The sequence below is a fragment of the Microbispora sp. H10836 genome, assembly GCF_012999525.1.
Taxonomy (GTDB): Bacteria; Actinomycetota; Actinomycetes; order Streptosporangiales; family Streptosporangiaceae; genus Microbispora.
Genome location: NZ_JABBWU010000020.1, coordinates 1 through 13,200 on the forward strand (window position 1 = coordinate 1; position 13,200 = coordinate 13,200).

9 protein-coding genes are annotated in these 13,200 nt (G+C 74.0%); 3 read left to right on the forward strand and 6 right to left on the reverse strand.

Annotation, left to right across the window (positions count from 1 at the left end):
• Positions 1 to 646 (reverse strand): biotin carboxylase N-terminal domain-containing protein (locus tag HHX30_RS30315; protein ID WP_311922926.1); only part of this gene is annotated, 646 nt, incomplete at its 3' end.
• A gap of 197 nt (positions 647 to 843) precedes the next feature.
• Between HHX30_RS30315 and HHX30_RS30320 the strand changes: the two genes are divergently transcribed.
• The gene (locus tag HHX30_RS30320; protein ID WP_169986068.1) at positions 844 to 1,998 is read left to right on the forward strand and encodes a S8 family serine peptidase; all 1,155 of its coding nucleotides are present in this window, start codon (positions 844 to 846) and stop codon (positions 1,996 to 1,998) included.
• A 118-nt stretch (positions 1,999 to 2,116) separates the two neighbouring features.
• Positions 2,117 to 4,372 (forward strand): serine/threonine-protein kinase, encoded by a 2,256-nt coding sequence (locus tag HHX30_RS30325; protein WP_169986069.1) that lies wholly within the window; start codon positions 2,117 to 2,119, stop codon positions 4,370 to 4,372.
• Positions 4,373 to 4,613: 241 nt separating this feature from the next.
• Here HHX30_RS30325 and HHX30_RS30330 read toward each other — a convergent pair whose 3' ends face one another.
• The 3 genes from HHX30_RS30330 to eccCa form a co-directional block, all read right to left on the reverse strand.
• Positions 4,614 to 5,744, reverse strand: a complete 1,131-nt coding sequence (locus HHX30_RS30330; RefSeq protein ID WP_169986071.1) for a WXG100 family type VII secretion target — start codon at positions 5,742 to 5,744, stop codon at positions 4,614 to 4,616.
• Between the two features lie 76 nt (positions 5,745 to 5,820).
• A complete protein-coding gene (locus HHX30_RS30335) occupies positions 5,821 to 6,126 on the reverse strand; it encodes a hypothetical protein (protein ID WP_169986073.1) in 306 nt (101 codons plus the stop codon).
• A gap of 19 nt (positions 6,127 to 6,145) precedes the next feature.
• Positions 6,146 to 10,126, reverse strand: coding sequence for a type VII secretion protein EccCa (gene eccCa, locus HHX30_RS30340; protein WP_169986074.1), 3,981 nt, complete (start codon positions 10,124 to 10,126; stop codon positions 6,146 to 6,148).
• A 73-nt stretch (positions 10,127 to 10,199) separates the two neighbouring features.
• Between eccCa and eccD the strand changes: the two genes are divergently transcribed.
• The gene (gene eccD, locus HHX30_RS30345) at positions 10,200 to 11,663 is read left to right on the forward strand and encodes a type VII secretion integral membrane protein EccD (protein ID WP_311922927.1); all 1,464 of its coding nucleotides are present in this window, start codon (positions 10,200 to 10,202) and stop codon (positions 11,661 to 11,663) included.
• Positions 11,664 to 11,720: 57 nt separating this feature from the next.
• On the opposite strand, the gene HHX30_RS30350 is transcribed toward eccD, so the two are convergent.
• Positions 11,721 to 12,500 carry an SGNH/GDSL hydrolase family protein gene (locus HHX30_RS30350; protein WP_169986076.1) on the reverse strand — a complete coding sequence of 260 codons (780 nt, stop codon included), beginning with the start codon at positions 12,498 to 12,500 and terminating at the stop codon, positions 11,721 to 11,723.
• Entirely contained in the window at positions 12,487 to 13,200 is a 714-nt protein-coding gene (locus tag HHX30_RS30355; protein WP_169986078.1) for a PadR family transcriptional regulator, read from the reverse strand. Before HHX30_RS30355 ends, HHX30_RS30350 begins: the two co-directional genes overlap by 14 nt.

Sequence of the window (13,200 nt, forward strand, 5' to 3'; positions counted from 1 at the left end):
TGTCGGCCAGGCACTGGGTTTCCACGTGCCGGGGCCGGTCCAGGTAGCGCTCGACGAAGCATTCGCCGCGGCCGAAGGCGGTGACGGCCTCGCGGACGGCCGATTCGTACAGGTCGGGGATCTCTTCGAGGGTGCGGGCCACTTTCAGGCCGCGGCCGCCGCCGCCGAAGGCCGCTTTGATCGCGATGGGCAGGCCGTGCTGCTGCGCGAAGGCGACGACCTCCTGCACGCCGGAGACGGGGTCGGGGGTGCCGGCGACCAGGGGGGCGCCCACGCGCTGGGCGATGTGCCGCGCCTGGACCTTGTCGCCCAGGGCGGTGATGGCCGCGGGCGGCGGGCCGATCCAGATCAGCCCGGCGTCGATGACGGCCTGGGCGAAGCCGGCGTTCTCGGCGAGGAAGCCGTAGCCGGGGTGGACGGCGTCGGCGCCGGTCTGCTCGGCCACCGCGAGGAGCTTGTCGATGTGCAGGTAGGTCTCGGCCGGGCTCTGCCCGCCGAGCGCGTGGGCCTCGTCGGCCACCCGCACGTGCAGCGCGTCCAGGTCCTGGTCGGCGTAGACCGCCACACTGGCGAGGCCGGCGTCCCCGCACGCCCGGGCGATCCGTACGGCGATCTCACCGCGGTTGGCGATCAGGACCTTGTGCACCGTGTCCATCCTTCCCTAGGGCCCCTGGTTACGAGCCTTGCTGGATTTTAAGCACCTGCCGCGGCCCGACGGCGTCCGCCCCCTTGCTGAGTGGGACCGCTGTCAGAACTGTTTTCGCCGCTCCCGGTTCTCATCGCCGGTATGCCTGTTTCGAACCGGCATCGCCGGTCAAGTCCGACAGGTTAGGCTGATCACTCATGCGGGGACCCGGCCTTCTGGCGACCGTGCTGGCGCTGCTTCTCGTGGCACCGCCCGCGCCTCCCGCACAGGCGCACGCCGCGCCGGTGCGGTGCGCGCCGCGCAAGGGCAGCATGCAGGTGGCCGAGCCGTGGGGGCAGCGGAGACTCGACCCGAAGCGCGTGTGGCCGCTTACCACGGGTGAGGGGGTCACCGTCGCGATCATCGACAGCGGAGTGGACCTGACGCACCCGCAGATCCACGTGGCCAAGTCGGTGGACTACACCGGGACGGGACACCGCGACTGCGTCGGGCACGGCACGGCGGGGGCCGGGATCATCGCCGCCCAGTATCTGAAGGGCGTCCCCTTCCACGGCGTCGCGCCGGGCGTGCGGCTGATCTCGCTCAAGCAGACGAACGAGGAGAACGGCGAGGTGGACACGCTGGCGAGGGCCATCGTGAACGCGGCCGACTACGGCGCCGACGTGATCAACGTGTCGATCCAGGCCCAGGACGATCCCAAACTCCGGCAGGCCGTGGCGTACGCGCTGGACAAGGACGCGGTGATCGTGGCGGCGGCCGGCAACACGACCGCGGAGGACGGCACGCCGGAGCCCGCCTACCCCGCGGCGTACCCGGGCGTGCTCGCCGTCGGGTCGGCCACCCCGGACGGCAGGCGCGCCGACTTCTCCAACACGGCCACCCCCGTCGCGGTGCTGGGGCCGGGCCAGAACATCACCTCCACCTGGCCCGGACGGTCGTACATGGGCGGGCTCGAAGGCACCAGCTTCGCCGCGCCGTACGTCGCGGGGGTGGCGGCGCTGGTGCGTGCCCGCCATCCGGGGCTGAACCAGGAACGGGTGCGGTGGCGCATCACCGCCACGGCGGACGGCGGCGTGGGGGCGGGCACGGGTGCCGGGATGGTGAACCCGCTGCTCGCCGTCACCGCGATCCTGCCGCTCGAGGCCGTCGACGCCCCGGTCATCGCGCCGCCGGCGCCGGCCCCGCTGCCGCCGGGCGCGGTGAGCAAGGCGGCTCCGGTCGACCAGGAGGCGGTTGACCTGGCGCTCACGATCGCGGTGGCGGCGCTGTGCGCCGTGGGCCTGATCGTGGCCGTGCGGGTGTTCGTGCCGATGGGGCGGCGCAGGGGGTGGCGCCCCGGCCGCGAGAGTTGACACGCCGGCATCAGGTAATTGACGCTTCAATGTTTTGGGCTGGCGAAAACTGCTGCTTTGTGTCGGGTGCTCTTGGTTGAATGATCCTGATCAGGTCGCTTTTTCAGAAAGGACTGAGATGCACCCTTTACGGCCGGGTGATCCCGAGCAGATAGGCGAGTACGCCATCCTGGGACGGCTGGACGAGGGGCCCCGCGGCGACGTCTATGTCGGCAAGGAGTCCGGCGACGACGCCCCTGTGCGGGTGATCAAGCTGTTGGCCGCCGAGCCGGGTTCGGGGCAGGCCGTCCTCGACCGGCTCACTGTGGCCACACGTGTGTCCAGCTCATATGTGGCCCGCACGATCGCGGCGGGCCTGCTCGGCGATCGGCCCTACATCGTCAGGGAACACGTCGAGGGGCGCAGTCTGGCCGCCGCCGTCGCGGCCGGGGGCCCGCTCTCCGGCGAGGCGCTCGAACGGGTCGCGGTGGGCCTGCTCACCGCGCTGACCGCGGTGCACCTCGCCGATCTCGCGCACGGCGCGCTCACCCCGCACAACGTCATCGTCGCCGACGACGGGGTCAAGCTGACCGACGTCGCCGTCGGGCCGCCGGTGGGCGAGCCGGCCTACCACGCCCCCGAGCAGATCAGGGGCGGGCGGTACGACGCGTACGCGGACATGTTCGCCTGGGCCGCCACGGTCGTCTTCGCCGCGACCGGGCGGCCGCCGTTCCCGCAGGATCCGCAGGCGGTGCTGAACGCGCCGCCCGACCTCGGCGGCCTGGAGGAGCGGCTGCGCCAAGTCGTGCTGCCCGCGCTGGCCAAGGAGCCGGGGCAGCGCCCCACCGCCTACGCCGCGATGCTGCGGCTGCTCGGCGGTGACGCCGGGGAGAGCCCGGCGGCGAGCCCGGCCTCGGGAGTGGTGCTGTCCCCGCAGGTGCCGCAGCCTCCCCAGCCCGCGCAGCCGCCGCTCGGGGGAGTCCCCGTTCCGCCGGCTCCGCAGCAGACGTGGGGCCCACCGTCCGTGCCTCAGCAGCCCCAGCAGGCGCCGGCCGCTTCCTGGCAGCCGCCCGCCATGCCGCAGGAGCAGCCTCCGCAGCAGACGTGGGGGCCGCCGACCGCCCAGGGCCAGGTCGAGCCGGCCAGGCGCAGGCCTTTCCCCGTCGGCCTGGCGGCGGCGGTCGGCGCCGTGGTCCTGCTCTCCGGAGTGGGTCTGTGGGGCGCGGGCCGGTACGCCGAGGTCCAGCTGTCGCCGGCGGCCGCGGAGCGCGCCGCGGGGCAGCAGGGCTCCGGCGGCAGGGTGGCCGCGGATCTCACGGACGCCGGTGGCGGGGGCGCGGGCGGCGGGGCCGGAGGCGGCGGGGCCGGAGGCGGCGGGCAGAACCCGACGGCGGCGCCGCAGGTGACGGTGCCGTGGGCGCTGTCGTCCAACGACCCGGACTCCCCGGTGCAGCCGCTGGTCTTGCCGAGCGAGTGGCCGACGGACGGCCCGGTGACGCCGGAGCTCACCTCGGTCCCGACCCCGGGCCCGATCGTGCCGGTGCCGACCCAGCCGGTGGTCCCGCCGCCGCAGCAGCCGATCGACCAGACGCGGCCGACGGCCCGGGTGACGACCACCACCACGGTCATCGCGACGCCCAGCCCGGTGCCGACCGAGCCGACTCCGGAGCCCCCGCCCTCGCAGTCGCCGAGCCCGGCGGCCACCGAGACGCAGGAGCCGGTGCCGAGCCCGGAGGAGCCGAGATGGCCCGGCCGGCGGAATCCGCACGCGTCGCCGTCGCCGACCACCGCCGAGCCGTCCCCGAGCCCGGCCGCGCCGTCGCCCGGCCCGACGGTCGCGCCGACGCGGACGGTGACGCAACCGGCGACGCCGCGCCCGACCGCCACGGCCCCGCGCCCGACCGCGACCTCCCGCCCGACCGTGCAGCCGACGGCACGGCCGACGGTCACGAGGACGGCGACCCCGCCGAAGCCCACGGTCACGGCGAAGCCGACGGTCACGGCCAGGCCGACGGTCACGCTGAAGCCGACGACCGAGGCGCCGAAGCCGACCCGCACGGCCGCTCCGGTCAGGAACCCCTACGCCCCTGAGCAGGTCTGCGGGGCGGGCTTCTACGTGCAGCGCAGCAGCACTCTGGCGGGTGGCGCCATCTACCAGCTCTACAACGCGAGCACGGGGGAGAACTGCGTCGTCACCATCAAGACGGCCGACGTCGGCAAGGCGACGCCCGTCTCCGCGACCCTGGAGGTCCAGGGCGGCGTGAGCAAGACCGACAGCGGTAGCTACGAGTACTACGCCGGCCCGGTGAAGCTGCAGGCCAAGGGCAAGTGCGTCAGGTACCTCGGCCGTATCGGCGGGGCCGGCGCCAGCGCCGACTGGGGCAACTGCGGCTGACGAACGCCGGGAGGCCGGACCGGCAGGTCCGGCATCGGGTAGCCGCTGATCAGGAAGGCCGGGCGGGCAGCCGCCCGGCCTTCCGCGTTCGTGCCCCGGTCTTCCCCGTGCCCCGCGTGCCGCGCTCGGCTCTCGGCTGGCCGCGCCCGGTCTTCCCCGTGCCTCTCGCCGGCCACCGCCGCGTGGCGGGCGACGGCGGGCGGTTCCCGGTGCCCGACGCGGCCCGCGCCGGGCGGGTGGCTCAGTATCCCCGGTATCCGGTGCCGGTCTTCATGCCCACCACGCCGGGCACGGCCGAGACCGAGCCGTAGCGCTCGATGGCGTACCGGACGCCCGCCACGATGTTGTCGACCGGGTTCCAGATGTCCTTGTGCCCCGGCAGGGACCAGCGGTTGAACGTCGGGTCGATGGTCTGCATCAGCCCCTTCGACGGCGTTCCCGCGGCGGCGTTCGAGTCCCAGTTGTTGATCGCGTGCGGGTTCCCGCCCGACTCGTGCCTGATGATCATCCAGATGTCGTCCCGGTTCATCTTCTCGGCCGGGTAGCCCTGGGCCCTGAGGATCGCGACGGCCTGCTCGATCCACTCCTTGACCTGGCCCGTGGGCGCCGGCCCGCCGCCGGGTGGAGGCGGGCCGCTGGGGCCGTAGCCGCCGCCACCGCCCGCGCCGCCCATACCGCCGCTCAGGCTCGTCTGGCCGTACGACGCGTACGTCGGGTGCGCCTTGTCGCCGGGGGCCCCCGTAGAGCCGGTGTAGCCCGGGTCGCGGCGCCAGTCGATGGTGTGTCCCTGGCGGGGCACGAAGTCCTGTTTGCCCGGGTCCGGAATTTTGGCGAAGGTGAGCGCGCCGTCGCGGTAGTCGCCGCCCAGCTGCCCGCCCAGCGTCTTCGTGGCGTCGCCGACGGCCGTGGTCACCTGCTCCAGGTGCGGCCGGGCGTCCTCGACGCCCCGGGAGACGATGGCCCGCAGTCCCTTGTCCAGCTCCTCGTCCGTCACGTCCTTGTTGCGGGCGCGGTAGGTCGCCGCGTCGGCGACCACGCCGGCGCAGATGCCGTCGATCTTCGACTTGGCGCTCTCCAGCGCGGTGGCGACCTTCTCCAGCGCGCCCGCGCACGCGACCAGGGCGTCGTGGAGGCCGTCCGCCGCCTTGCCGTACCTGTTCATGTAGCCCACGAAGGCATCGGCGGACCGGCCCTGCCAGGCGGCGTCCACCGTGCGTACGGCCCGGCCCACGCCGCCCGCGTAGTCCTGCGCGTCGCGGGCCGCGCCGCGCCACTTCCCGGCGATGTCGCGAATCCCGCCGGGATCGCCCTTCACCTTCTCCGCCATGGCGGACAGCTCGGCGCCGCCCGGCAGATCCCCGACGCCGCTCATGCCACCCCCTCGCCTTGCGGCTCGGGGTCGCATGAGCGAGACGCACTGTGCTTACTGATTCGCTCGCTCCGCTCGCTCATACCTTCATCGAGGTCGACGTGGCCTTGTGGGCGGTCCGGACGTTGTCCTGCACGGTCTCCAGCGCCCGCTCCACGCCCTTCAGCTTGGTCCTCGCGTCGCCCGCCTCCGCGGTCAGCGCGGCGTAGGCGGCGTCGACCGCCTCTGCCAGCGCCGCGGCGCCGTCCACGTGCCCGAAGGCGGCCGCCCGGGTGCCGGGCGTCTCGGGAAGACCGCCGTGCAGGCTCTCGTACTGGCCCCAGGCCTTGCTCACCGCCGTACGGCAGCTCTCGAGCGCCTGGAAGTGGATGTCGAAACCGGCCACGTGCCGCTCCTTTCCGCCGTCACTCGCTGTCCGCGGGAGGCAGGAACGCGGTCTGGGCGAGCCGCGCGCCGAACCTCCTGTCGACGTGGTAGCCCCGGCCGGGCGGCAGCGGGTGCGCCCGGACGTTGCCGAACAGGTAGCCCTCGTCCTTGTTGCCCGACAGGATGACGGCGGGGCTGGCCATGTCCTTCAGCTTCTGGATGACCGGGTCGTACATGGCCCGGCCGGCGCCGCCCATCTGGCGCGACAACACCAGGTGGAGCCCGATGTCCCGCGCCTGCGGCAACAGGTCCACCAGGGGCAGCAGCGGGTTGGACGAGGTGGCGACCAGGTCGTAGTCGTCCACGACGATGTAGACGTCCGAGCCCTGCCACCAGCTCCTCGTCCGCAGCTGCTCGGGGGTGAGGTCGGCCGGCGGCAGCCGCTTGAGCAGGGCCCCGCGCACGTCGTTGACCAGCTCCTGGGCGGCGGTGCTCGACGCCGCGTAGCCGATGCGGTGGGCGGTCGCGGCCGAGTCGAGCAGCGACCTGCGGTAGTCGACGACGATCATCATCGCCTCGTGCGGCTGCCGCCTGGCCACCAGTCCCTCCGCGACGAGCCGCAGCAGGTTCGACTTGCCGCTCTCGGTGTCGCCCAGGACGACGAAGTGCGGGTCGGCGTCGAAGTCGAGCAGCACGGGCGAGAGCGTCGCCTCGTCGATGCCGATGGCGATCTTCGGTCCCGTCTCCTCGGGGCCGGGCAGGGAGGCGGCGGGCAGCACCGGCGGCAGCAGCCGGATCGCCGGCGCGGGCGGCCCCTGCCAGGCGTCCCTGACCGCGTGCACCAGCCCGCGGACGCCTGCGGCGAGGTCCTCGGAGCTCTGCACGCCGTCGATCCGCGGCAGCGCGGACAGGAAGTGCAGCCCCTCCTTGGTGAGGCCGCGTCCCGGCACTCCCTCGGGGACCGCCAGCGACGCCTTCCTGTTGACCTCGGACTCGTAGGCGTCGCCGAGCTTGAGCTCGACCCTGGTGCCGAACAGGTCGCGGATGCTCGCCCGGAACTCCGACCACTTGTTGGTGGCCGCGACCACGTGGATGCCGTACCCGAGGCCACGGGCGGCGATGTCGGTTATGACCGGTTCGAGCGACTCGAACTCCTGCCTGAGCGTGAGCCAGCCGTCCACGACCAGGAACACGTCGCCCCAGCCGTCGCCGTCGCGGCCGGACTCGGCCCGCATCCGCCGGTACGCCGCGACCGACTCGATGCCGTGCTCGGCGAAGTCCGCCTCGCGCCGCTCCAGGATGGTGGAGATCTCGGCGACCGTACGGCGGACGCGGTCGGCGTCGAGACGGCTCGCGACGCCGCCGACGTGCGGCAGCGCCTCCAGCGAGGCCAGGGAGCCGCCGCCGAAGTCCAGGCAGTAGAACTGCACCTCGCGTGGCGTGTGCATCAGGGCCATGCTCGTGACCAGGGTCCGCAGCACCGTGCTCTTGCCGCTCTGCGTGCCGCCCGCGACGCCGACGTGACCCGCGCCTCCCGACAGGTCGAGCCAGTAGGGGTCGCGGCGCTGCTCGAACGGCCGGTCGACGATGCCGACGACCGCGTGGAGCATCCCCCGCCCGCCCCAGCCCGCGGTGGTCAGGCCGTGCTCGGGGGTGACGGACAGCGGCGGCAGCAGGTGGGCCAGCGTCGGCGGCTCGGCCAGCGGGGGCAGCCAGATCGGGTGCGCCGGCGGGCCGTGGCCGGTGAGCCGGCCGACCACGACGTCGAGCAGGCTGTGCCGCGGCCCGCCGGGCTCCTCCGCGGGCGCCAGCTCCCTGGACGGCTCGGTCACCTCCACGGGCGCGAAGGCGGGGCCGTACTCGACCACCTCGCGTACCGGCCGCCCGGCCTCGCCGGGGGCGGACCGCCCGGGGTCGGCGTGGTGAGGGCCGGACACGTAGGCGGCCTTGAACCGGGTCATCCCCGTGGTGTCGTACTTCAGGTAGCCGTTGCCCGGCGCGGGCGGCAGCTCGTAGGCGTCGGCGACGCCGAGGACGACCCGGCTCTCCATCGCCGAGAACGTGCGCAGGCCGATCCGGTACGACAGGTGGGTGTCGAGGCCCCGCAGCCGGCCCTCCTCCAGGCGCTGGGAGGCCAGCAGGAGGTGCACGCCGAGGGAGCGGCCGAGCCGCCCGATCATCACGAACAGGTCGATGAACTCCGGCTTGGCGGTGAGCAGCTCGCTGAACTCGTCGATCACGACGAACAGGGTCGGCATCGGCTTGAGATCCGCGCCCTGCTCCCTGGCCCGCTCGTAGTCGCGCAGCGAGGCGTAGTTGCCCGCGGCGCGCAGCAGCTCCTGGCGGCGCACCATCTCGCCGTGCAGCGCGTCGTGCATGCGGTCGACGAGCGGCAGCTCGTCCTCCAGGTTGGTGATGACCGCCGACACGTGCGACAGGGAGTCCAGGCCGAGGAACGTGGCGCCGCCCTTGAAGTCCACCAGCACGAAGTTGAGGATCTCGGAGGAGTGCGTGATGGCCAGGCCGAGCACCAGGGTGCGCAGCAGCTCGCTCTTGCCGGAGCCGGTCGCCCCGATGACCAGGCCGTGCGGCCCCATGCCGCCCTGCGCGGACTCCTTGATGTCGAGCTCGACGACCCGCCCGTCCGCGCCCAGGCCGATCGGCACCCGCAGCCGGTTGCGCCCCGCGCGGGGCTGCCAGATCACCGCGGGATCGAGGTGGACGGGGTCGCCCACGCCGAGCAGGTCGGTGAGCGAGGTGTTGACGCCGAGCACGTCCTGCGCCTCGCCCTGGGCCCCGGCGGAGGCGCGCAGCGGCGCGAGCTGCCGGGCCAGCCCCTCCGCCTGGGGATAGCCGAGGCGGTCGGGGTCGCCGAGCCGGTTGCCCGACCGCCGCCCCGCGTGGTCGATCTTCACCATGTGGAAGCCGTCGGGTTGCACGTCCAGCCGGAGCGTGATCGCCTCGGGCGCCGGCCCGGTCGAACCGGACAGGTCGATCACCGTCACGCCTTGAATGGCGTCCGAGCCGAGCTGGCTGTCGTGCGGCACGTGCCCGCCGTCCACGATCACCACGTGGTACGGCAGGGCGTCCGCGGAGGCGCCGGGACGGAACCGGGCCCGTTCCCTGAGCTCCTCCCCGACCAGCGAGTCGAGGTGGGCGAGGTTCTCCGCCATGAGCCTGACCTGGCCCGCCGCGTCGGTCTGGTCGGGGTGCAGGGCGTGCGGCAGCCACTTGACCCACTCCCAGTGGGGCATCCACTCCTTGCCGGCGCAGATCATGATCCGCATGTCGTCGGGGGAGTGGAAGACGACGAGCTGCGCGATCACCGCCCGCACCAGCTCGCGCATCGCCGCGGAGTCGCCGGTGAGGTGGATGCGGGCGAAGGAGTGCAGGGCGACCGCCACGGGTAGCCCCGACACCGTGGCGTGCGCCCGGACGAACCGGCGCAGCGCGCCCGCCGACAGCGCGTCGAGGTCCTCCACCGGCTTGGTGTCCGGCGGGACGAGCTGGATGGCCAGCTTCTGCACGCCGGTGCCGAGCCGTACGGTCGCGAAGTCGTCGTCGCGCGGCCTGCGCTCCCACAGACGCGGCCCCATCGCGATCCACCACAGCGACTCGGGCGGCGGCCCGCTCCACTCCAGCGCCTCCCGCTGCTGCACGGCCGCCCTGCGGACCTTCCTGCGGATCTGCGACAGGTAGCGGAAGTAGTCGCGGCGCAGCCCGTTGAGGCGGTTCCTGCGCTCACCGGCGTTGCGCCCGAGCTGGCCCATGCTCATGCCGACCATGGAGACGGCGAACAGCCCGCTGGCCACGTACATCAGGGGGTTGCCGGTGCCGCCCGCCGTGAACATCAGCGCCATCGCGGCGCCGCCGGCGAGCATCGGCACGTACGTGAGCATGGACATCAGGCCCTGCGGCTGGACCTCGGGAATCTCCGGTGGGGATTCCAGGAGAATCTCACCGCGGGGCGGTTTGGGGCCCGGGCGGCGCTCGGGGCGCGAGACGACGACAATGCTCATCTGACTGACTTTTCTACCAGGTTTGCCGATATTTTCGGGCTGTCAGAGAGATCTTCGGGAGAGGATTCCCGCCGTGTCATCGCCGGCCCCCATTCAGGTTCAGCACGGCCAGATCCAGCAGGGTCATGCCCAGCAGGGCGCGCTGCCGCAGGCGGCCGCGCCGCTGCCACCTCTGTGCCACGTCACCGTGGTCGCTCCACGCAGGAAGGCGGACCTCGCGCTGCCGGCCGACATCCCGCTGCCCCACGTTCTCCCCGGGCTGCTGCGTGCGGTCGGCGAGGTGGGCGGCGACGCGGCCGCGGCCCCCGGCTGGGTGCTGCAGCGTCTCGGCGGCCCGCCGCTCGACCTCGGCCAGAGCCTGGGCGCGCTGGGCGTCCTGGACGGGGAGATCCTGTACCTGCGCCCGCGCGACGCGGCGCTGCCGCCCGCCGTGTACGACGACGTGGCCGACGTGGTCGCCACCGGCACCAAGGAGGGCGGCGGCAGGTGGGAGCCGCGGCACACGCGGCTGCTCGGCATGGGCGTGGCGGCCGGTCTGCTCGCGCTCGGCGCCGTCGTCCTCGCGCTCGCGGCGGCCCCGCCGAGGCTGACCGCCGGAGTGGCCGGAGCCGTCGCGGTGCTGCTGCTCGCCGCCGGGACCGTGGTGTCCAGGGCCGTCGGCCAGCCCACCGCCGGCGCCCTGACCGGCTACGCGGCCCTGCCACACGCCTTCCTCGCCGGGCTGTTCACCCCCGGCGCCTCGGGCGCCGTACTGGTGCTCGGCGCGCCGAACCTGGTGGCCGCGCTCGCGTACACCGCGCTGGTGGCCACCGTCGGCGGCGTGCTGGTCGCCGACGGCGTGGCGGGTTTCCTCGGCGTCGCGGTCGCGTCCGTCGCCGGGGCCGTGGGCGCCGCGTGCGTGATGGTGTTCGGGGGACCGGGCGCCGGGGCGGCGGCCGTGGTCGCGACGGTCCTGCTGGCGCTGAGCCCGCTGATCCCCACGCTGTCGTTCCGGATGGCCAGGGTGCCGCTGCCGCCGCTGCCCACCAGCGCGGAGGAGTTGCGCAGCGACAACCAGCGGATCGACGGCCCCCTGGTGCTGCAGCGGACCGCGCAGGCCCACCGGTACGCCACCGGCATGGTCATCGCGATCGCGCTCGCCGGCGGCGCGGCCGAGCTGCTGCTCGTCCAGCAGGGCGGCTGGGTCGCCCGCGCGACGGCGGCGACGCTGGCGCTGGCGCTCGCGATGCGGGCGCGGGTCTTCGCGGGGGTCGCCCAGCGGCTGTGGATGGTCCTCGTGGCCGTGGCCGGGGCCGTCGCGCTGGCGTTCGCGCTGGGCACGGGCGCCGACGCGGTCGCCGAGGTGGCCGTGACGGTCGGGGTGCTGTGGACGGCCCTGCTCGTGCTCGGCCTCGGCCTCTGGTTGCCCACGGGCAGGCCGTCGCCGTTCTGGGGACGGGCGGCGGACATCCTCGACGCGCTGCTGGTCGTCGCGCTGATCCCGCTCACGCTGGGCGTGCTCGACCTGTACGCCTGGGTGCGCGGCCTGTCGGGCTGACCGTCCCAGGTCGTGTCACGGGCACCTCGCGGGGAGGGGGGCGACGGCCGCCGGAGGTCACACCGCCGGCCGTACGGGCAGCAGTGCGGGACGTTTGGCGGTGCGACCGTCGCCGGACGATCTGCCGAGGAGACGCCGCACCAGCCACGGGCCGAGGAACGTGCCCGCCCAGCGCAACTCGGCGCCCAGAGCCCGCCACCCGGCCGGACCCACCGGGGGATGCAGGGGCAGCGTCCAGGCGTCGTCGCTGCCGGGCACGCCGAGGGCGTGGGCCACGGCCGCGGCGATCCGCTCGTGGCCGAGCGGACTCGCGTGGAGCCGGTCGGCGCTCCACAGCCGGGGGTCGGTGGCGACGGCGTGGTACGCCGTCTCCGCGACCACCACCCCGTGCCGCGCCGCCGCCGCCCGGATGCGGTCGTTGAGGTCGAACACCCGCGACCGGAGCGGCCGGGCGATCGGCGCGATCTTCCCGACGTCCGGGAACGTGAGGGTCGCGACGCGGGCGCCGGCGGCCGTGAGACCGGCGAACATCGCCTCCAGGTGCCCGGCCACCTCGGCGGCGTCGAAGCGGGGCCTGATCAGGTCGTTGACGCCCGCGACGACGGTGACCAGATGGGGGCGCAGGGCCAGGGCCGGCGCGAGCTGCCCGGCCCGTACCTCCCCGGCGAGCCGCCCGCGCACCGCGAGGTTGGCGTACGTGACCTCCGGGTCCACGGTCGTGAGCCGCTCGGCGAGCCGGTCGGCCCAGCCGCGCGGGTGGGCGGGGTCGCCGTCGCCGAGCCCTTCGGTCTGGCTGTCGCCGACGGCGACGTAACGCAGGGGCTCACCGCTCGGCATGGGCCACCTCCGGATTCCGTGGGGCCGGCGCGGTCCCCTCTCGTGGCATGGCCGCGATTCCTTCGTTGGGCACGGCCGCCGTCCTTTCGTCTGGCGCGGCCGGGCTCCCTTCGTCTGGCGCGGCCGGGCTCCCTTCGCCTGGCGCGGCCGCGCTCCTTTCCCGCAGGATCGCCGCGGTCCGCAGGCACCAGTCGCGGTTGCCCTCCTCGAAGGCCAGACCGCGCAGACAGGTCAGGTACGGCCCCACGCGCCGGCCCGCGCGGAGGAACTCCTCTTCGCCCAGGCCGCCGCGCATCTTGCGCAGGATCCGCCGGAACAGATCGATCTTGGCCTCGGCCATGGCGGCCCTCTCCTCGATCTGACGGATCAGCGGCCCGGCGTCGACGTGGTCGGCCGCCTGCACCTTGACGAGCAGGTCGTCGCGGATGAACGACGGCTTCGACGCGGCCGCCGCGAATCGCTCCAGCTCGGTGAGCCCGGCGTCCGTCACGTGGAAGAGGCGCTTGGTGGGCCGGGTCTCCTGGACCACCCGCCGTCCCGCGACCAGCCCTTCCTGCTCCAGCTTGGCCAGCTCCGCGTACAGCTGCTGGGGCAGGGCGTGCCAGAAGTTCGCCACACCGACGTCGAACGCCTTGGCCAGCTGGTAGCCGCTGAGCTCCCCGTCGAGCAGCGCCGCGAGGACGGCGTGCCGTAGGGCCAT